Here is a 21,015-nt window from a genome sequence, read left to right on the forward strand (position 1 = left end):
CTGCACGCACAGGCACTCGGATCGTTAGGGGACCGAGACAGAAGGCCCGCACCCGATCACATAGGGTGAAGACACCCGACCGTGGTGAAACACGTTCAGTTAAGCAAGGGAGCAACATGAACGCATTGAAGGGCTCGCGCACTGCGAGGGTCTTCGCGGCGGCTGCGATGATCAGCGCCTCCGCACTCGTGATCGCCGGGTGCAGCAGCACGCCGGCGGAATCGCCCAATGAGGGCTCCGAGCAGCCTCGCGAGGCCGTAGATCTCACGCTCAAGCTCGGCTCGCTGCTGCCGGCGACCGGTACGCTCGCGTTCCTCGGCGCTCCGATGGAGGCCGGCGTGCAGCTGGCCGTCTCGGAGGTCAACGAGGCAGCCGCCGGCGTCACCATCGATCTGACCACCGCCGACGAGGGCGACCTCGACAACAAGGCGTACGAGACCTCGATCGCGAAGCTGCAGAGCGAGGACATCACCGCCATGATCGGTGCGGCCTCGTCGAGCGTCACCAAGCTGATCCTCGACGGGAACGTCGGAGCCGGCATCGTGACCGTCTCGCCGTCCAACACGTCGGCCGAGTTCACCGGTCTGGACCCGCTGTACTTCCGCACCGCCCCCAGCGACAACCTGCAGGGTGAGGTGCTCGGCAACCAGATCGCCGAGGACGGCAACACGACGCTGGGCATCATCTACCAGAACGACCCCTACGGCAAGGGCCTCTTCCAGTCCATCAAGGACACGTTCGAGGGCGCCGGCGGCGAGGTCGTCGCAGAGGCCTCGTACAACCAGGGCGACGGCCAGTTCAACGCGCAGGTACAGACCATCTCCGCCGCGAAGCCGGATGCGGTCGCGATCGTGTCGTACGACCAGTTCGCGACCATCGCGCCGCTGCTCGGCAACGCAGGCATCGACACCGGCAAGCTGTACCTCGTCGACGGCAACCTGAAGGACTGGCCCGACCTGTCGGCCGACCTGACCGGTTCCAAGGGCACCCGTGCCGGGGCCGAGCTGCCCGATGACTTCATCGACCAGCTCAACGAGGTCTGGACCGCCGATGGCAACGAGCCCATCGACGCCGTGACCTACTCGGCCGAGGCCTACGACGCGGTCATCCTGATCGCGCTGGCCGCACTGAAGGCCCAGTCGATCGAGGGCGCCGACATCGCAGGCGAGATGCGCTCGGTCTCCGGCGGTGAGGGCGAGGGCGAGAAGTGCTCGACCTACGCCGAATGCGCCGAGATCATCAACGGCGGCGGCGAAGCCGACTACGACGGACTCTCCGGCGAGGTCACCTTCAACGAGGACAACGACCCCGAGGGCGCTGCCATCGGTGTCTACGAGTACGGCGAGGGCAACACCCACACCCGCATCAAGTAAGACGGGGACGGGAGGCCCTGGATGCTGCAGCATCCAGGGCCTTCTTCGTGCCTGGAGTCCGCCGACACCCCTGCCCAGGCACGAGACCCCGATCTGCAGACATCTGCGGCTCGGGGTCTCGGCAGTGCCCGGGCTCGTCGGCGCCTTCGGCGTGACGGCCTGCGCAGGCGGTCCGAGGCGGCGCCCGTTCAGGCGGCGTCGGTGCCCAGGGTCCCCAGGTACAGTCCGATCACCTTCGGATCGTTGAGCAGATCGCGGCCGGTGCCCTCGTACGCGTCTTTGCCCTGGTCGAGAACGTACCCGCGGTCGCAGATCTGCAGGCAGCGTCGTGCGTTCTGCTCGACCATGATGGTCGTGACGCCGGCCTTGTTGATGTCGGAGACACGGATGAAGGCGTCATCCTGCCGAACCGGGCTGAGACCGGCCGAGGGCTCGTCGAGCAGCAGGACCTGCGGGTCCATCATCAGCGCGCGCGACATCGCGACCATCTGGCGCTCGCCGCCCGAGAGCGAACCCGCACGCTGCTTGAGCCGCGTGCCCAGCTCCTCGAAGATCCCCGTGACGAACTCGAGCCGCTCGGCGTAGATCTTCGGGTTCTGGTACAGCCCCATCTGCAGATTCTCGGCGATGGTCAGCGAGGGGAACACATTGTTCGTCTGCGGCACGAACGCCACACCGCGCGCGACCAGCTTGTCGGCGTTCAGCCCGAGGATGCTCGAGCCGTTCACGGTGACATCGCCCTCGCGCACCTGCACCATGCCGAAGATGGCCTTCAGGAGCGTCGACTTGCCGGCCCCGTTCGGGCCGATGATTCCGACCAGCTCGCCCTTGCGTGCGATGAGGTTCGCGCCGTTGAGGATGTTCACGCCTGGCAGGTACCCGGCGTGCACGTTGGTCAGCTCGACGACGACGTCGCCTTCAGCATCCGTCATGGCCGCTCCTCCTCTTCCTGACCCAGCTCCGCCTCGGCCTCGGCCTCGATCTTCTGCCGGATGCGGGCTGCCTCAGTGTCCGATACGGTGGCGATCCGCCCGGTGACCTCGCCGAGGTCGACGTCCTGGTGGGCGCCGAGGTAGGCGTCCACCACGGCCGGGTCCGCCATCACCGCGTCAGGCGGCCCCTCCGCGACGACCCTGCCCTCGGCCATCACGACGACCCAATCGGCGATGTGGCGCACCATGTGCATGTCGTGCTCGACGAACAGCACGGTCATGCCGCGGCCCTTCAGATCGAGGATGTGCTCGAGCAGCGACTGGGTGAGCGCCGGGTTCACACCGGCCATGGGCTCGTCGAGCATCACCAGGTTCGGGTCGCTCATCAGCGCCCGCGCCATCTCGAGCAGCTTGCGCTGTCCGCCCGACAGGGCCGCGGCGAAGTCCTGCTCCTTGGCGTCGAGCCTGAAGCGCACGAGCAGGTCGCGCGCCTTCTCCTCGATCTCCGCCTCCTTCTTCCGCCAGATCGCGGGGACGAGGCTCGCCCAGAACCGCTCGCCCGGCTGATCGGGCGAGCCGAGCTTCATGTTCTCGAGCACGGTGAGCAGCGACAGGGCCTTGGTGAGCTGGAAGGTGCGCACCTGACCCATCCGCGCCACCTTGAACGACGGGATGCCGGCGAGGTTCCTGCCGTTGTAGACCCACGATCCGCTGTTGGGCTTGTCGAACCCGCAGAGCAGGTTGAACAGCGTGGTCTTACCCGCGCCGTTCGGACCGATCAGGGCGGTGATCGCGCCGCGAGGGATCTCGAGGTGGTCGACGTCCACGGCGGTCAGCCCGCCGAAATGCCGTTCGACGCCGTCGATGACGAGGATCGGGTCGACCTTCGCCACCCCGGGCACGCCGGGTCCCTTCGCGAGGCCGGTCGATTTCGGCCGGGGCGCCCCGGCGGGCGCTGCATGCTCGTCGGCCGCGGGCCTCACTGCGGGCTCGCGGAACGAGTGGGTGTCGTCACTTGACAAAGGTCATCTCCCTCTTGTCTCCGAGGATGCCCTGCGGGCGGAAGACCACGATGAGCATCAGCACCACACCGGCGAGGATCCACCGCACGATCTCGGCCTGTGCGCTCGACATGGGCAGGATGCCGGCGCTCGCCATCTGCGGCAGCAGGTTGCCGAGGAACGCGAACAGCACCCAGAACAGCAGGGCTCCGAGCGTGGGCCCGAAGACCGTGGCCGCACCACCCAGCAGCAGCACCGTCCACAGGAAGAAGGTCAGCGAGGTGGAGTAACTGCCGGGCACGACGGCAGAGGGAAGCACGAACACGATGCCGCCAGCAGCTCCGATGACACCGCCCACGACGAGCGACTGCATCTTGTAGGCGAACACGTTCTTGCCCAGCGAGCGCACCGCGTCCTCGTCTTCGCGGATGCCCTTCAGCACGCGCCCCCAGGGGCTGCGCACGAGAGCCCACACCAGCAGCACCGCGATGATGAGCAGCATCAGTCCGAACACCCGGTCCCACAGCTGCGTCGCGCTGTACGTCCACGGGCCGAAGCCGTACGTGCCCGGCGGGAACGGATTGATGTCGCGGAAGCCACCGTGGTAGCCGGTCAGGCCGCCGGACGAGTTGGTGTACTCGGCGAACAGCTCGGTCAGGAACAGCAGGCGCACCACCTCGGCTGTCGCGATCGTCGCGATCGCGAGGTAGTCGGCGCGCAGCCGCAGGGTCGGGATGCCGAGCACCAGCGCGAACAGCGCACCCGAGAGCAGGCCGATCAGCATGCCCAACCACCACGGCAGGCCGAAGCTGAGCACGGGGATGGCGTAGCCGTAGGCGCCGACCGCCATGAACGCCGCCATTCCGAAGTTCAGCAGGCCGGCGTAGCCGAAGTGCACGGCCAGTCCCGTCGCCGCCAGCGCGTACGCGATGGTGACCGGGCTGAAGAGATAGGCGAGCGAGTTGCCGAAGATCGATCCGAAGTCCATGCGTCAGCCCAGCCTTTCCTTGCGTCCGAGCAGACCCTGCGGTCGGAAGAGCAGGATCAGGATCAGCGCGAGCAGGGCGCTGGCGTACTTGAGGTCGGACGGGATCCACAGCGTCGACACCTCGACGGCGAGGCCGACGATGATCGAGCCGATCAGGGCGCCGACGGCGGAGCCCAGCCCGCCGAGGGTGATCGCGGCGAACATCAGCAGCAGCATCTGCATGCCCATGTCCCACTTCACGCCGGGGCGGAAGTACGCCCACAGGATGCCGGAGATGGCGGCGAGCACGCCTGCCAGGATCCACACGATCCGGATGACCCTGTCGACGTCGATGCCGGATGCGGCGGCGAGCTGCGGGTTGTCGGAGATCGCCCTGGTCGCCTTGCCGATCCGCGTTCGGGTGAGGAAGTACGCCATGCCGATGATCACCACAAGGCTCGTGCCCATCGCGATCAGGTCGATGTAGGAGAGGGAGACGGGGCCGAACTGCATCGGCGTGGGGCTGGCACCCGGCAGCTGCAGGGTGCCACCGCCGATCATGTACTGCAGCACGTACCGCATGGCGAGCGAAAGGCCGATGCTGACGATCATCAGCTGCACGATCCCGAGGCCGCGCCTGCGCAGGGGGCGCCACAGCCCGGCATCCATCGCCCACCCGAGCAGACCGCCGGCGAGCACGGCGGCGACGATGCCCAGCCACAGCGGCAGCTGCCAGAAGGAGGCGACCAGCACCACCACGACACCGCCCCAGGTGACCATCTCGCCGTGTGCGAAGTTCGACAGGCGGGTCGTGCCGTAGATCAGGGCGGCGCCCATGGATGCCAGGCCCAGCAGCAGTCCGAAGTTGATTCCTCCGACCGCGCGCGAGACGATCTGGTCGAGCATCGACACCGAGACCCGCTCGCCTTCGCCGAGGAAGAGGTTGACGATCTTCGTGCCCGTGAGGCCGAATTCCGCCTCGAACGACCCGCTCGTGCCGTCGACAGGACTCACGCCCTCGGGCAGCTGCCCGACGTCGACGATGACGCCCTCAGGCAGCGTGTCCTCGTCGACCGAGATGGTGTACTTCTCCTTCTCGGGCACGTAGAGCCGCCACTTGCCCTCGGCATCCGTCTCTGTCTCGGCTTCGAAGCCGCCGCCCTCCACCTTCAGCCCCACGCCCTCGATCGGCTCGCCTTCGAAGGTGATGTTGCCTGCGAAGTAGAAGTCCGTGATCTCCTGGCCGTCATCCGTGGTGTCGGCGTGAGCGCTCACCGGAGCGCCGAGCACCAGCAGGGTCGCCGCCAGGGACACGAGCACGGCGAAGAGCCAGCCTCGGGGTCGCCGAAGGGCCGTTGATCTGAGTCCCACGCATCCTCCACATCGAGTGCATACCGGACCGGCCAGGGTTTGCCGATCGGGTGATGGACGTCGCACTGAGCGTAACGTGCGACACCGCGGGATCGCACCTTCCGTGTCCGGATCGGAATACCGGGCGCGTCACGGCGTTTAGAATCATTACACGACGGACGCTCACCGTCCCCCGGCCGCCGTCGCCCCGTCGCTCAAACCCACATCGACCGCGCCGCAGGCGCAGAGGAGCCCCCCACAATGGAGCAGCACGACCCGTTCGGTTTCATCGGACTCACCTACGATGACGTGCTGCTTCTGCCCGGGCACACCGACGTGATCCCCAGCGAGGCCGACACGTCGTCGCGGGTGACCCGCCGCATCTCCGTCGCGACCCCGCTGCTCTCTAGCGCGATGGACACGGTCACCGAGGCCCGCATGGCGATCGCCATGGCACGCGAGGGTGGTCTGGGCATCCTGCACCGCAACCTGTCCATCGCCGATCAGGCCGCGCAGGTCGACCGAGTCAAGCGCAGCGAGTCAGGCATGATCACCGACCCGATCACGACCACGCCCGACGCGACCGTCGAGGAGGTCGACGCGCTGTGCGCGCAGTACCGCATCTCGGGTCTTCCCGTGGTCGACGGCGACGGGCGCCTGGTCGGCATCATCACCAACCGCGACATGCGCTTCGTGTCGGGCTTCGAGCGCCAGTCGACGCTCGTCAAGGACGTCATGACCAGCGAGGGCCTGATCACCGCGCCGGTGGGAGTCGCGGCGGGCGAGGTCATCGCGCTGTTCGCCAAGCACCGCGTCGAGAAGCTGCCCCTCATCGACGCCGACGGCAAGCTGGCCGGCCTCATCACCATCAAGGACTTCGACAAGAGCGAGAAGTACCCGCTCGCCACCAAGGACGAGCAGGGTCGTCTGCGCGTCGGCGCGGCTATCGGCTTCTTCGGCGACGCGTGGGAGCGCGCCGAGGCGCTGCGCGACGCGGGCGTCGACGTGCTCGTCGTCGACACGGCGAACGGTCAGTCGCAGGGCGTGATCGACCTCGTCAAGCGGCTGAAGGCCGACCCTTCGTTCGACGCCATCGACATCATCGGCGGCAACGTCGCGACCCGCGAAGGCGCGCAGGCGCTGGTCGACGCCGGCGTCGATGCGGTCAAGGTGGGCGTTGGCCCCGGCTCTATCTGCACCACCCGTGTGGTCGCCGGTGTCGGCGTGCCCCAGGTGACCGCCGTCTACGAGGCGTCGCTCGCGGCCAAGCCGGCCGGAGTGCCCGTCATCGCCGACGGCGGACTGCAGTACTCGGGCGACATCGCCAAGGCGCTCGTCGCCGGCGCCGACGCCGTCATGCTGGGCTCGCTGCTCGCAGGAACCGACGAGTCGCCGGGCGAGATCGTGTTCCAGTCGGGCAAGCAGTTCAAGCAGTACCGCGGCATGGGATCGCTCGGGGCCATGCAGACGCGCGGCAAGCAGACCTCGTACTCGAAGGACCGCTACTTCCAGGCCGACGTGCCCAGCGACGACAAGCTCATCCCCGAGGGCATCGAAGGCCAGGTGCCCTACCGCGGTCCGCTCTCGGCCGTCGCATACCAGCTCGTCGGCGGCCTTCGGCAGTCGATGTTCTACGTCGGCGCGCGCACGATCGAGGAGCTGAAGACCCGCGGCCGGTTCGTGCGCATCACCTCGGCGGGGCTGAAGGAGTCGCACCCCCACGACGTGCAGATCGTCGTCGAGGCGCCCAATTACAAGAAGTGATCGCGTGAGGCGAGTGGATGCTGCGGCATCCGCTTCGCGCTGCTGTTCCCTGCGGCATCCGCTTCGCGCTGCTGTTCGCCGCTCCGGCGGCGTGAATTCCCGCCGCGCAAGCGATATCTAGCAGCGCCACGGGCGGACCGGCGAGGTCGAGCCGCCGCGGAGGGGTTCCGGATGCGGAATGCTCGGCGTAGCGTGCCGGTATGTGCCGAAGCATCCACACCCTTCATAACTTCGAACCGGCCGCGACCTCTGACGAGGTGCACGCCGCCGCCCTCCAGTACGTGCGCAAGATCGCCGGTACCACCAAGCCGTCCAAGGCCAACCAGGAGGCCTTCGACCGTGCCGTCGCCGAGATCGCACACACCACGCAGCACCTGCTGAACGACCTGGTCGCCACCCGGCCGCCGAAGAACCGCGAGGAGGAAGCCGAGAAGGCCCGCGCCCGCGCGATCGCCTCGGGCCGCTACGCCGCCTGACCCCCGACGCGCTTCGGCACGACCGGTCGACGGTCATCGGCAGGTCCGCCGGTGGACACGCCGACGATCCGCCGGCCGAACCGTACGACCTGCAGCGTCCGCGCGCAACGGGCCGGCCCGGCTGTAACGGCGCCCGACGCTAGAGTGAGGCCATGGATTCAGGGCTGAATTCGCTCACCCGGCTCACCCGCGGCCAGGTCTCCCGCTACGCGATGGGATCACTCGGCACCGGCGGCTTCGCCACTCTGCCGGGTCTGGTGCTGGTGTACTACCTGACGGACTCGCTCGGCGTGACGGCGCTGGCGGCCGGCGCGATCGTCACCGCGGCCAAGATCTGGGACGTGCTGATCGACCCTGTCATCGGCGGACTCAGCGACCGTTCGCTCGCGCACTCGGGCACCCGCGCCCGCACCATGCTGATCGGCGCGGTCGGTCTGCCGCTCGCGTTCGTGCTGACGTTCGCCGTGCCGGCCGGTCTCGGACCTGTACCGTCCGCGATCTGGGTGCTGGTCGCCTTCATGGCGGCCGCGACGTTCTTCAGCCTCTTCCAAGTGCCTTACATCGCCTTGCCCGCGGAGCTGACCGATGACTATCGCGAGCGCACCCGGCTGCTCAGCTGGCGGGTGGTGGTGCTCACCGTGGCGATCCTGCTGTTCGGCGCCGGAGGCCCCGAGGTGCGCGCCCTGTTCCCCGACGACCCGCTGCTCGGCTACCTCGTGATGGCCGCCGTCGCGGCCGTCGTGCTCGGCGCGGCGATGCTGATCTCGGCCGGTGTCGCGCCGCGCCGGCCGCTGCTGCCGGTGCGGCCCGGCGCGTCGATCGCCGAGCACTATCGCGGCGGCATCGCCGTACTGCGCCAGAGTCAGCCGTTCCGTGCGCTGCTCGCCACCTTCATGCTGCAGGGGCTGGCCACCGGCCTGATGCTCGCGGCCGCGCAGTACGTGGCGCGCTGGGTGCTCGAGGACGAGACGGCGGTGACGCAGCTGTTCGTCGCGCTGATCGCTCCCGCGCTGCTGATGGCGCCGGTGTGGAAAGCGATCGCCGACCGCCTCGGCAAGGAACGCTCGTTCCGCCTCGCCAGTTCGATCTTCCTGCTGGCCACGCTCATCCTCGCCGCGATGGTGTGGGTGCCGGGCTGGTGGATCCTGGTGCCGGTGGGGCTGGCCGGCGCCGCGTACGCCGGGATGCAGACGCTCCCGATGGCGATGCTGCCAGACGTGATCGCCTACGACCGCAGCACGACGGGCGGGGACAACCGCTCCGGCGTTTTCGGTGGCGTGTGGACGGCGGGGGAGACCACCGGCATGGCGCTGGGCGGCACGGTGCTCGCGCTGGTGCTGGCTGCGACCGGCTATCTCGAGACCACCGCGGGGCGGGAGGTCGTGCAGCCGGATGCGGCCGTGGCGGGCATCGCCGTGTCGTTCAGCATCCTGCCCGCAGTGCTCATGGCGATCAGCCTGATCACGCTGGCGCGCTACCGCCTGCGGGAGCACGACATCGTGGGGACGGCGGCATGACAGATGCCGTCGCGGTGCTCGAGCGCCTGCGGGCGCTGCGGGCCGCCGACGCTCCGACCCACGGCGGCCGCGTGCTCTCGTACGTGTACGACTCCGGCCGCGACGAGCTCGACGACCTCGCCGATGCCGCCGCACGACTCGCCCGCCCGCTGAACGGCCTGGACCCGACGGTGTTCCCGTCGATCTCGGCGATGGAGCGCGACCTGATCGGGTTCGCGAGACGGATGCTGCGCGGCGGCCGGTCGGTGGTCGGATCGATCACCAGCGGAGGCACCGAGAGCTGCCTGCTGGCGGTCAAGACCGCGCGGGATCTGTGGCGGGCGCAGCATCCGGATGCCACCGGCCGCCCGCGACTGGTGACGCCGACGACCGCGCACGCGGCGTTCCAGAAGGCGGCGGCCCTGTTCGACCTGGACTGGGACCCCGTGCCGTGCGCGCCGGACGGCACGGTGCGCGCCGCTGACCTCGTCGATCGTCTCGACGACGACGTCGCCCTCGTCGTCGTCTCGGCACCCGCATATCCGACCGGGGCGCTCGACCCCGTCGCCGAGGTCGCCTCCGCGGCCGCCGATCGGGGTGTGTCCTGCCATGTCGACGCCTGCTTCGGAGGGTTCGTGCTGCCCTGGTGGCCCGGTCTTCCCGCCTGGGACTTCCGGGTGAGGGGTGTGACGAGCATCTCGGCCGACCTGCACAAGTTCGGCTACGCACCCAAAGGCGTGTCCGTGCTGCTGCACGGAGGTGGAGGGGGCCGGCGTCGCCACCGGGCGCAGTTTTTCGCCACGACGCGCTGGCCCGGCTATCCCGTCGTGAACCCGACGCTGCTCGGCTCGCGCTCGGCGTCGCCTCTTGCCGCCGCCTGGGCGATCGCGCAGCATCTCGGCGAACGCGGCTACGCCGAGTTGACCGCCTCGACGGCGCGTGCGGCGGCCGAGTTCAGGCGGATCGTCGACGGCATCCAGGGACTGGCGGTGATGGGCGCTCCGGCAGGACCAGCCATCGCCCTCGTCGCCGACAAGAACGTGTCGGCGCGGGAGCGCGTCGATCCGCACCGACTCGCCGACGCGATGCTGGCTCACGGCTGGAAGGTGCAGCACCAACCGGGCCTCACGCAGGCAGATGGCACCCGGATTCCGCACAGCGCGCACTTCACCCTCACCCCTGTGCACGAGAAGGAGATGGCGGAGCTCGGTGCGGCGCTGCGCGCGGCATCCGATTCGGTGAGGGGAGTGCGGGCCGCCGATGCTCGGATGCTGGTGGCGGCGCTGCGCATCCTGGGCTACCGCGAGGGCGGGCGCGTACCGGGCCCGAGCGCGGCCTGGCGACTGCTGCGCCTCGCCGGTGCGGGCCGCGTCTCGGCGGATCAGCCGATGGCGATGCTCATGGCGCTCATCGAGCGGCTTCCCGCGCCCGTCGCAGAGGCGCTGCTCACCGAGCTTCTGGCCAGGCTGTCAGAGCCGTGATCGCGAGCCGGTCCGCGCGTGTACCGCGCTCCGCGCGTGTCCTGCATCCGTCCCGCCTCCGTCCCGCGCGCGTGTCTTCGTGCCGTCCCGCGCCCGTGCCTCGTGGCCGTCCCGCACGCGAGTACAGGCGATTCACCCAGAACAGGACGTTTCCGCGGCATCCGTCCTGCTTCCGGTGTCCATCCTGTTCTCGGTGACGGTCATTCAGCGTCGGGGGCCCAGGTGCAGGCCCTGCGCGACCGCGTTGAGGATCGTGTGCTGGACGTAGCGGTGGTCGAACATGACCTGCTGGTAGTCGAAGCGCAGCACCGTGTAGCCGAGCAGTGCGAGCCGCGCGTCCTGGCGGAGGTCCTTGCGGCGATCCGCGGGCCTGCTGTGGAACTCGAATCCGTCCAGTTGCACGACCAGCCGTTCCCCGATCAGCCCGTCGACGGGGTGCTCGTCGATCAGCACCTGCTGGCGCACCTCCACGCCGCAGCTGCGCATGATGGCGACGAAGCGTGTCTCGAGGACGGAGTCCGAGAAGCCGCCGACGCGCTCCAGCACGCCGTTCGCCGCGGAGCTGCGCCAGGCCGTGCGGCGAAGCTGGGGAAGCGTCACGAGGTTCCGGCGGAGCGCGGCCTCCCAGACGTCGGCCGCCTGTGCGGGCAGCAGGCACCGCGCGACGTGATACAGCACGTTGAGCAGCGGATCGTCGACGGCGAATCGGGCGACTGGGACGGGGCCGCTGGCCCAATGCAGCACGCGTCCGTGCCCCGAGACCCGCGATGACGTCGACGGCACCGCCAGGTGCGTCTGCGGAGCATCCTCGGACCACAGCTGCAGTCGCCGGGCAGCCGTGACGCAGGTGACACGCCCGCTGACCTCGGCGGCCGCCCGTCGTTCCGGTGTGCACTCAGGGGTGAGCAGCCATGACCGTCGAACCCGCTGCAGCTGTCCGCGGCGCACCGCCTGCCGGACCTCGTGCGGCGTGAACCCCTCCGCGCGCAGGTCGCGGCTGTGCGCAATGCCGTCGTGCTGCCGCATCCAGGTCTCCAGGCGAGTTCTCATGCAACCAGAGCGTGCACGCGTCGCGAAGTCCGTGCGCGCCGCATCCCGCAAGATGTGCACAAGTCGCGGCCGCGGCCGGGTGTGCAGGACGTCGCGGCGCCCGAGAACGGAGCATCGGCGAGAACAGGATGCTTTCGCCGCATCCGTCCTGTTGCGGGCGTTCGTCCTGTTCTGGGAGTTGGAGACGGCGGAAGCGAGCGCGGCGGCGAGCGCGGCGGAGAGCGTGGCTGAGACGGCGGAAGCGAGCGCGGCGGAGAGCGCGGCGGGAGAGCGCGGCGGGAGACAAGGCAGGGGCGGCGGGCGGCCCGAGGTGCCACGTCGGCGACGGATGCTGATAGCCTGGTCGGCTCGCTGCACGACGGACGCACGGCGGGCGGAAGGACTTCGCCGTGGGCTACATCGACGTCAGCGCGGTCTCACTGGCCCTCCCGGACGGGCGGCCGCTTCTGGATGAGGCGACGTTCCGGGTCGGGAACGGGTCGACGAGTGCCCTGATCGGGCCGAACGGGGCCGGCAAATCGACTCTGCTGCGAATCATCCGCGGCGACGTCGCCCCGGACGGGGGTGTGGTCACGATCGACGGCTCGCTCGGCGTCATGGATCAGTTCGTCGGGCACGGTGAGAGCGGGACGACTGTGCACGATCTGCTGATCCGGGTCGCGCCGGCGCGCATCAGGGCTGCGGCAGAAGCGCTGGATTCTGCCGAGAACGCGCTCATCGAGGACGACACAGAGCGCACCCAGATGCGGTACGCCACGGCGCTCGCCGACTATGCGGACGCAGGCGGCTACGAGCACGAGACCGTCTGGGACCAGTGCACCATCGCCGCCCTGGGAGTGCCTTTCGAACGCGCCCGGTTCCGCGACCTCGCCACGCTATCGGGCGGAGAGCAGAAACGTCTGGCACTGGAAGCCCTGCTGCGAGGGCCCGACGACGTGCTGCTGCTCGACGAGCCGGACAACTACCTCGACGTACCCGGGAAGCGCTGGCTAGAGGGGCGCCTTCGCGAGACACCCAAGACCGTGCTGCTGGTCTCGCACGATCGTGAGCTGCTCGCGCGGGCCGCCGATCGCATCGTCACCCTCGAACCTGGCGGGGCGGGGGCGACCGCGTGGGTGCACGGCGGTGGCTTCGCCACTTACCACCAGGCGCGCGAGGACCGCATGGACCGGCTCGACGAGCTTCGCCGTCGGTGGGACGAGCAGCACGACAAGCTGAAGACGCTCGTCGCGACGCTGAAGGTCAAAGCAGCCGCCAACGACGGTTTCGCGTCGCGGTATCGCGCCGCGCAGACCCGGCTGCGCTGGTTCGAGGAGGCGGGGCCGCCCGAGGAGCGCCCGCCCGCGCAGGACTTCGACATGAGACTGCGCGGGGCCCGCACCGGCAAGCGTGCGATCGTGTGCACTCGCCTGGAGCTCACCGGGCTCATGCGGCCTTTCGACGCCGAGATCTGGTTCGGCGATCGCGTCGCGGTGCTGGGCTCCAACGGCTCTGGCAAGTCGCACTTCCTGCGGCTGCTCGCCCGCGGAGGAAGCGACCCCGACCCGACGCTGGGGCACCTCGTCGACGCCTCCGAGACGCTCGATCCGGTCGCGCACACGGGATCGGCCGTGCTCGGCGCGCGGGTGGTGCCCGGTCTGTTCGCGCAGACCCACGCCCACCCGGAGTTCGCGGGGCGCACGCTGCTGGAGATCCTGCACCGCGGCGACGACCGCCGCGCCGGCATGCCGAGGGATGCGGCCAGCTCGGCACTCGACCGTTACGGGCTGGTGCGGCAGACGCAGCAGGCCTTCGACCAGCTGTCGGGCGGGCAGCAGGCGAGGTTCCAGGTGCTTCTGCTGGAGCTCAGCGGCGCCACCCTGCTGCTGCTGGACGAGCCGACCGACAACCTCGACCTGGAGTCCGCCGAGGCGCTCGAGCAGGCCATCGCCCGCTTCGAGGGCACCGTCGTGGCAGTCACGCACGACCGCTGGTTCGCGCGCTCGTTCGACAGGTTCCTCGTGTTCGGGCACGACGGCGAGGTCTACGAGTCCGACGCGCCGGTCTGGGACGAACGCCGGGTCGTGCGGGCGCGATGACGGATGCCGAGCGCGCGGGCCGCGCACGTGCACCGGTGCCGCGGCATCCGTCACCGGTGCCGCGGCATCCGTCATCGAGGACAGGAGATTCGCCGAGAACAGGATGCTTCCGCAGCATCCGTCCTGTCCTCGGTGAACGTCCTGATCTCGGGGCCGGCGCGTCCCGACAGCGACGGATGCCGAGCGCGGGCCGCGTCGGCGCCGCCGGGTAGGCTGGAAGAGTGAGCATGGACATCGAGATCGGCCGAGGCAAGCGCGCGCGCCGCGCGTACACGTTCGACGACATCGCGGTCGTGCCGTCGCGGCGCACCCGCAACCCCGAGGACGTGTCCACCGCGTGGACGATCGACGCGTTCCCGTTCGACATCCCGGTGCTCGGCGCGCCCATGGACTCCGTGGTCAGCCCGAAGACGGCCATCATGCTGGGGCAGCTGGGCGGCCTCGGCGTGCTCGACCTCGAGGGCCTGTGGACCCGCTACGAGAACCCCGAGCCCCTGCTCGACGAGATCGCCACGCTCCCGGCCGAGCGCGCGACGGTGCGGATGCAGCAGCTGTACTCCGAGCCGATCAAGCCGGAGCTGATCACGCAGCGCCTCGCCGAGATCCGCGAGGGGGGAGTCACCGTCGCAGGATCGCTCACCCCGCAGCGCACGCAGGAGCTGTACGACACGGTCGCCGCCGCCGGCGTCGACCTGTTCGTGATCCGCGGCACCACCGTCTCGGCCGAGCACGTCTCGAGCGTGGCCGAGCCGCTGAACCTCAAGAAGTTCATCTACGACCTCGACGTGCCGGTGATCGTCGGCGGAGCAGGCACCTACACCGCTGCGCTGCACCTCATGCGCACCGGTGCCGCCGGCGTGCTCGTCGGCTTCGGCGGGGGAGCGGCATCCACCACGCGCGCCACCCTCGGCATCCACGCGCCGATGGCGACCGCCGTCTCCGACGTGGCGGCCGCGCGCCGCGACTACCTCGACGAGTCCGGCGGACGCTATGTGCACGTCATCGCAGATGGAGGCGTCGGCACCTCGGGCGACATCGTGAAGGCGCTCGCGATGGGCGCTGACGCCGTGATGCTCGGCGTGGCGCTGGCGCGGGCGACGGATGCTCCAGGGCGGGGCTTCCACTGGGGTGCTGAGGCGCACCACCCGCAGCTTCCGCGCGGGCGTCGTGTGCCCGTCGACGGCATCGCCACGCTCGAGGAGATCCTGTACGGTCCCGCGCCCGTGGCCGACGGCACGGCGAACCTGATCGGGGCGCTTCGCAAGTCGATGGCCACGACCGGCTACTCCGACCTCAAGGAGTTCCAGCGGGTCGAGGTCGTGCTCGCGCCGTACGAGCAGGGATGACCTCCTCCGGGCCTGAGGTGCCGCCGGCGTTCCCCCCGACGCTGCGCGAGGTGATGCTGCGCCCGCGATGGATCGGCACACTGCTGCTCTGCCTGGTCGTCGCCGGGGTCTTCGCCTGGCTCGGCCAGTGGCAGCTCGCCCGCGCCATCGACACCGACCCGCCCGAGCCCGGAGCGACCGAGCAGGTGCGTGCGCTGCACGACGTCGTCGAGCCGGGCCAGTACCTGCCCGAACCGCTCGGCGGCCAGCGGGTCGAGGCGAACGGCACCTGGGTGCCGGAGGACTTCATCGTCGTGTCGGCACGCTTCAACGACGGAGCCGCGGGCTACTGGGTCACAGGACAGCTGCGCGTCGCCGAGCGCACCTCGATCGCCGTGGCGCTCGGTTGGGCTGAGACCCGCGAGCAGGCGAACGCCGCGGCAGGCGAACTCGCCGCCGCCGGCGCCGCGGAGGCCCGCATCACCGGAAGGGTCATCGACGACGAGGGCGTCGAGCTTCCGCCGCGCAGCGATCCGTACGAGCTCAGACGCATGTCGACGGCCGCGCTGCTCAGCCGGTGGCACGACACCGAGCAGCTCGCCGTCTACCGACCGTATCTGGCGTCGGCCGAGGCGCCTGCGGGACTGGTCGACATCGCCTCTCCGCCACCGGAGCAGAAGTCACCGGTGAACTGGCTGAACGTCTTCTACGCCGCCGAATGGGCGGTGTTCGCCGGCTTCGCGTTCTACCTCTGGTACCGGCTCGCGCGCGACGCCTGGGAGCGCGAGGTCGAGGAGTTCGAGGAGTCCGCGGGTTAGACGACCGTTCGGTGACCGTCGCGTGACGGCTTCACGAACATGCTTGCCGGATGTCGGTGAACCGCTCTAGGGTCGCTTCCGTGCGCGTGCACCACTCGGTGCGCGTGCGGCGGCGGGTTCACGAGACCCGTCGTCCGACCCGACCGAGGAGACAGCATTGATGATGTCCGCCCCCGATGACGCCAGCCGCACGGTTCTCGTCTCGCACAGGAGCAGGGGGCGCATCTGCGCCCTCGCCATGGCCACGGCCGCCGGGCTGGGCTTCGGCTCACTCGTCGCAGTGCCCGCATTCGCCAACCCCGCCGGCACCGGCGTGGTGATCAACGAGGCGTACCTGTCCGGCGGCAGCGCCGGCGCCGCGTTCACCAGCAAGTTCGTCGAGCTGTACAACCCCACGTCCGCCGACATCACGCTCGACGGCATGTCGCTGCAGTACCGGTCGGCGAGCGGCACGGGCGCATCGACCGCCGTCGTGCCGCTCTCCGGCGTCATCCCGGCAGGTGGGTACTTCCTGGTGCAGGGCGGCAGCAACGGCACCGCCGGTGCGGCACTGCCGGCTCCCGACGCGGTCGGCACCGGCCTGAACGTCAGCGGCTCGGCCGGCACCATCGCCCTGGTCGAGGGCGAAGCGGCGGTCACGCTTCCGACCGGCTCCGTCGCCGGATCCGACGCGGTGATCGACGTGCTCGGCTACGGCACCTCGAACACCTTCGAGGGCGCCGCCGCAGCAGCACCCTCGAGCAACCGCGACGTGAAGTCGCTGAACCGCACCGACGGTGCAGACACCGACGACAACAGCGCGGACTTCTCACTCTCGGCTGACGTCACGCCGCAGAACTCCGGGAACGACGACCCCGGTACCGACCCGGGCACCGAGCCGACCGCGGCGACCATCGCCGAGGTGCAGGGCACCGGCGGCACGTCGCCGCTGAACGGCGAGACCGTGACGGTGGAGGGGGTCATCACTGCCGACCACCGCTCCGGCGGATACGGCGGAGTGGTGATCCAGAGCCGGGATTCCGGCGGGGAGCATGACGCCACACCGGGAGCATCCGACGGCGTCTTCGTCTACCTGAACGGCAAGTCCGTCCCCGGCGAGATCGGCGACCTCGTGTCGGTCACCGGCGTGGTGAGCGAGTACTTCGGGCAGACGCAGATCACTCCGGCGTCCGCCGCGGGCGTCTCGGTCGTCACCGCGGATGCGGGCGTACCCGCCGCGACGCCGCTGCCTGCGACGGTGGTCGGCGACGACCGCGAGGCGTACGAGAGCATGCTCGTGACGCCGACCGGCGACTACGCGGTGGCCTCGAGCCACCAGCTCTACAACTACGGCACCCTGTGGCTCAACCCGGGCGAGCTGAACGTGAAGAGCACCGAGCTGAAGCGCCCCGGCGCCGAAGCCGACGCGATCGCCGAGGCGAACCGCGCCGATCGCATCCTTCTCGACGATGGTTACAGCGTTCAGGTCGGCAACGCCGCGCACCCGGGTGACCAGCCCTATTTCCGCAAGGACACCGTGGTGCGCAACGGCGACCTCGTCGACTTCGGCGGGAAGGGCTTCGTGCTCCAGTACGGCTTCGACGACTGGCGACTGCAGCCGGTGACGCCACTGTCGAGCGAGTCCCCTGACGAGGCGAAGATCTCGTTCACGACGGCCAACCCGCGGGAGGAAGCGCCCTCCGTGGGCGGAGACGTCCAGGTCGCCTCGTTCAACGTGTACAACTACTTCACGACGCTGAAGTCGGAGAACTCGAACGCGCGCGGCGCAGCGGATGCCGCGCAGTTCGCCATCCAGAAGTCGAAGATCGTCTCCGCCATCAACGGCACGGGCGCCGAGATCGTCTCGCTCATGGAGATCGAGAACTCGATCCGATTCGGCAAGCCCGTCGACTCCGCGCTCGCAGACCTCGTCGACGGCCTCAACGCCGCCGCGGGCAGCGAGGAGTGGGCGTTCGTGCCCACGCCCGAACCGCTCACGGATGCTGCGACCACCGACTTCATCACCAACGCGATCATCTACAAGAAGGACGCGGTGACGCCCGAGGGCGCCAGTGCGACCATCACCGATGAGACCGTCTGGGGCAACGCTCGCGAGCCGATCGCGCAGGCTTTCGACATCGACGGCCGCACGGTGACGGTCGTCGCCAACCACTTCAAGTCGAAGTCGGGAGACGGCGCCGAACCAGCCGACGGGCAGGGTCACTTCAACGCCGACAGGGTCCGGCAGGCCCAGTCGCTGCTCGAGTTCACCGACCGGCTGGCCGAGGACACCGGCAGTACTGACATGCTGCTGATCGGCGACTTCAACGCCTACAGCGAAGAGGATCCGATCGACGTGTTCAGCGCGGCCGGGTGGAGCGCTCTGGTCGCCGACAGGACAGACGGCCAGTACACCTACACGTTCGACGGCGAGCTGGGCTCGCTCGACCACGTCATCGCCTCGCCGTCTCTCGCGGCGTCGATCACCGGTGCGGGCGTGTGGAGCATCAACTCACCGGAGTGGAGCGACCGCGGCTACGCGTTCGGCGCCACCGAGTCGGGAACCCCGTTCCGCTCCAGCGACCACGACCCGATCGTGGTGGGCGTCTCGGCCGATGAGCCGCCGGTCAGCATCGACATCGCCACGATCAACGACTTTCACGGACGCATCGAAGCCGACAACGCCAGTGCGGGAGCCGCGGTGCTGGCCGGAGCGGTGCAGCAGCTCCGCGAGGAGAACCCCAACACGATCTTCGCCGCCGCAGGCGACCTGATCGGAGCATCGACGTTCACGTCGTTCATCCAGGACGACAATCCGACCATCGATGCGCTCAACGCGGCGGGACTCGACGTCAGTGCCGCAGGCAACCACGAGTTCGACCAGGGCTGGGCCGACCTGCGCGATCGGGTGCAGGAGCGTGCCGACTGGGAGTACATCTCGTCGAACGTCTTCCTCACCGAGACCGGCGAGACCGCTCTCGCACCGGCCTGGGTGAAGGAGCTCGACGGGGTGCGTGTCGGATTCGTCGGCGCCGTCACCGAGGACCTGCCCTCGCTGGTATCGCCCGAGGGCATCAAGGATCTCGAGGTCCGCAGCATCGTCGACTCGGTCAACGCCGTGGCGGACGACCTGCGTGACGGCGACGCCGCCAACGGCGAGGCCGATGTCGTGATCCTGCTCGTCCACGAGGGAGCGACGACGGTCGAGCCCGACAGCATCACGCCCGAGACCCCGTTGGGCGAGGTCGTGTACGGCGTCGATGACGATGTGGACGCGATCGTCTCGGCGCACACGCACCTCGCGTACAACCACGTCATCGACGGCCGCCCGGTCGTCTCGGCGGGGCAATACGGCGAGAACCTCGGAGTGATGAGCCTGGAGGTCGACCGCGAGAGCAAGGAGCTTCTCTCGATCGTCAACGAGATCCGGCCGCTGACCAAGAAGGTCGACGACACCTGGGTCGCCCAGTATCCGGCGGTCCCCGAGGTGCAGGCGATCGTCGACGCGGCCAAGAAGGAGGCCGACGTGCTCGGCGCCGTCAAGGTCGGCGACATCACCGCGGACTTCAACCGCGCTCGTCAGAGCGACGGCAAGACCGAGAACCGCGGTGGCGAGTCGACGATCGGCAACTTCGTCGCCGACGTGCAGAAGTGGGCGACCGGCGCCGACCTCGCGCTGATGAACCCGGGTGGCATCCGCGCCAACCTCACCTTCGCGTCGAGCGGCACGAGCGACCCCGACGGCAACGTCACCTACCGCGAGGCGGCCACGGTGCAGCCGTTCGCCAACACGCTGGTCACCCTGACCCTCACGGGCGCGCAGGTGAAGGCGGTGCTCGAGGAGCAATGGCAGCCCGCGGACGCCAGCCGGCCGTTCCTGAAGCTCGGTGTCTCGAAGGGGCTGGAGTACATCTACGACCCGAACGCGGCGCAGGGCGAGCGCATCACCTCGATCACCCTGAACGGGGCGCAGATCGACCCGGCGGCGTCGTACACCGTAGCGGCGAACTCGTTCCTCGCCGGCGGCGGAGACAACTTCTTCACCTTCGCCGAGGGGACGGACAAGAAGGACACCGGCAAGGTCGACCTGCAATCGATGGTCGACTGGTTCGCGGCGAACAACACGTCGGCGCCCGACTACGCGCAGCGTGCGGTGGGCGCGGTGCTCAGCACCGCATCCGGTGACGGCTACCGACCGGGCGACGAGGTGACGCTCTCACTGTCGTCGCTGGCGTTCAGCGCGGGCGAGCCCGCTCCCGGAGACGTGACGGTCTCCCTTGGCGACACGCAACTGGCGTCTGGGGCGATCGACACCACGGTCGTCGACACCACCGACGAAGTCGGACGCGCGAGCCTGACGTTCACCGTTCCGGAGGGCGTCACCGGCGACCAGCCGCTCACCGTGTCGGTCGCCTCTACGGGCACGAGCGCGCAGGTGCCGTTCACGATCGCGGGTGGCGAGGAGGCAGTCGAGTTCGCTGGCACGATCGAGCTCAGGTCTGCGAAGGTCGCTGCGGGCAAGACTCTCGCCATCACCGGCTCCGACTATCAGCCCGGTGAGACCGTCAGCATCGAGCTGCGACCCAAGAAGGGTCAGGCCGTCGACCTCGGCACGGTGCAGATCGGCGAGGACGGCTCGTTCGCCACCGAGGTGCGGGTGCCGGCGAACGCGCAGCCCGGCAAGTACACCGTCGCGGTCTCGCAGGCCGACGGCGACGAGGCCACCGCGACGGTGCACGTCAACCGCAAGGGCGGGATCGGCGGCGCGGTGAAGGACGTCCTCGACTGGCTGTGGGACCTCCTCACCGGATGGTTCTGAGGCTCTGAGCCAGCAGGAGACGGAGGCCGTCGGGAGTGATCCCGGCGGCCTCCGTCGCGGTCCAGGATGCTGGCCGGCGCGGACGAGTCGGCGGCCGGCATCCCGG

At 69.5% G+C, this 21,015-nt stretch carries 14 protein-coding genes; 9 read left to right on the forward strand and 5 right to left on the reverse strand.

Annotated elements, in window-relative coordinates:
* Positions 1-116 precede the first annotated feature (116 nt).
* Positions 117-1,373 carry an ABC transporter substrate-binding protein gene (locus RIN43_RS04610; protein WP_309127705.1) on the forward strand — a complete coding sequence of 419 codons (1,257 nt, stop codon included), beginning with the start codon at positions 117-119 and terminating at the stop codon, positions 1,371-1,373.
* Between the two features lie 188 nt (positions 1,374-1,561).
* Here the strand turns inward: RIN43_RS04610 and RIN43_RS04615 are convergent, their stop codons facing one another.
* Genes RIN43_RS04615 through RIN43_RS04630 form a run of 4 tightly spaced genes read right to left on the reverse strand, consistent with a single transcriptional unit; the run spans position 1,562 to position 5,644 of the window.
* The gene (locus RIN43_RS04615; protein WP_309127706.1) at positions 1,562-2,305 is read right to left on the reverse strand and encodes an ABC transporter ATP-binding protein; all 744 of its coding nucleotides are present in this window, start codon (positions 2,303-2,305) and stop codon (positions 1,562-1,564) included.
* Positions 2,302-3,288 carry an ABC transporter ATP-binding protein gene (locus tag RIN43_RS04620; RefSeq protein WP_375163705.1) on the reverse strand — a complete coding sequence of 329 codons (987 nt, stop codon included), beginning with the start codon at positions 3,286-3,288 and terminating at the stop codon, positions 2,302-2,304. The genes RIN43_RS04615 and RIN43_RS04620 overlap by 4 nt, the downstream gene beginning before the upstream one ends.
* Before the next feature lie 28 nt (positions 3,289-3,316).
* Positions 3,317-4,294 (reverse strand): branched-chain amino acid ABC transporter permease, encoded by a 978-nt coding sequence (locus RIN43_RS04625; protein ID WP_309127708.1) that lies wholly within the window; start codon positions 4,292-4,294, stop codon positions 3,317-3,319.
* Between the two features lie 3 nt (positions 4,295-4,297).
* Positions 4,298-5,644, reverse strand: coding sequence for a branched-chain amino acid ABC transporter permease (locus RIN43_RS04630; protein ID WP_309127709.1), 1,347 nt, complete (start codon positions 5,642-5,644; stop codon positions 4,298-4,300).
* A 240-nt stretch (positions 5,645-5,884) separates the two neighbouring features.
* Here RIN43_RS04630 and guaB point away from each other — a divergent pair, with 240 nt between their 5' ends.
* The 4 genes from guaB (at position 5,885) to RIN43_RS04650 (ending at position 10,840) form a co-directional block, all read left to right on the forward strand.
* On the forward strand, positions 5,885-7,387 hold the full coding sequence (gene guaB / locus RIN43_RS04635; protein WP_309127710.1) for an IMP dehydrogenase: 1,503 nt from the start codon (positions 5,885-5,887) through the stop codon (positions 7,385-7,387).
* Between the two features lie 200 nt (positions 7,388-7,587).
* Positions 7,588-7,863: a DUF2277 domain-containing protein gene (locus RIN43_RS04640; protein WP_309127711.1), complete on the forward strand. Its 276-nt coding sequence runs from the start codon at positions 7,588-7,590 to the stop codon at positions 7,861-7,863.
* Positions 7,864-8,015: 152 nt separating this feature from the next.
* The gene (locus RIN43_RS04645) at positions 8,016-9,380 is read left to right on the forward strand and encodes an MFS transporter (protein WP_309127712.1); all 1,365 of its coding nucleotides are present in this window, start codon (positions 8,016-8,018) and stop codon (positions 9,378-9,380) included.
* The gene (locus RIN43_RS04650) at positions 9,377-10,840 is read left to right on the forward strand and encodes an aminotransferase class V-fold PLP-dependent enzyme (protein WP_309127713.1); all 1,464 of its coding nucleotides are present in this window, start codon (positions 9,377-9,379) and stop codon (positions 10,838-10,840) included. The genes RIN43_RS04645 and RIN43_RS04650 overlap by 4 nt, the downstream gene beginning before the upstream one ends.
* 204 nt (positions 10,841-11,044) lie before the next feature.
* Here the strand turns inward: RIN43_RS04650 and RIN43_RS04655 are convergent, their stop codons facing one another.
* A complete protein-coding gene (locus tag RIN43_RS04655) occupies positions 11,045-11,890 on the reverse strand; it encodes a type IV toxin-antitoxin system AbiEi family antitoxin domain-containing protein (protein ID WP_309127714.1) in 846 nt (281 codons plus the stop codon).
* 389 nt (positions 11,891-12,279) lie between these two features.
* Here RIN43_RS04655 and RIN43_RS04660 point away from each other — a divergent pair, with 389 nt between their 5' ends.
* From RIN43_RS04660 to RIN43_RS04675, 4 genes are all read left to right on the forward strand, one after another.
* On the forward strand, positions 12,280-13,968 hold the full coding sequence (locus RIN43_RS04660; RefSeq protein WP_309127715.1) for an ATP-binding cassette domain-containing protein: 1,689 nt from the start codon (positions 12,280-12,282) through the stop codon (positions 13,966-13,968).
* Between the two features lie 227 nt (positions 13,969-14,195).
* Positions 14,196-15,314 carry a GuaB3 family IMP dehydrogenase-related protein gene (locus tag RIN43_RS04665; RefSeq protein WP_309127805.1) on the forward strand — a complete coding sequence of 373 codons (1,119 nt, stop codon included), beginning with the start codon at positions 14,196-14,198 and terminating at the stop codon, positions 15,312-15,314.
* The gene (locus tag RIN43_RS04670; protein ID WP_309127716.1) at positions 15,311-16,111 is read left to right on the forward strand and encodes an SURF1 family cytochrome oxidase biogenesis protein; all 801 of its coding nucleotides are present in this window, start codon (positions 15,311-15,313) and stop codon (positions 16,109-16,111) included. Before RIN43_RS04665 ends, RIN43_RS04670 begins: the two co-directional genes overlap by 4 nt.
* A gap of 163 nt (positions 16,112-16,274) precedes the next feature.
* Complete coding sequence (locus RIN43_RS04675) at positions 16,275-20,909, forward strand: ExeM/NucH family extracellular endonuclease (protein ID WP_309127717.1); 4,635 nt, start codon at positions 16,275-16,277, stop codon at positions 20,907-20,909.
* Positions 20,910-21,015: the final 106 nt, after the last annotated feature.

The sequence above is a fragment of the Microbacterium sp. genome, assembly GCF_031178445.1.
Classification (GTDB): domain Bacteria; phylum Actinomycetota; class Actinomycetes; order Actinomycetales; family Microbacteriaceae; genus Microbacterium.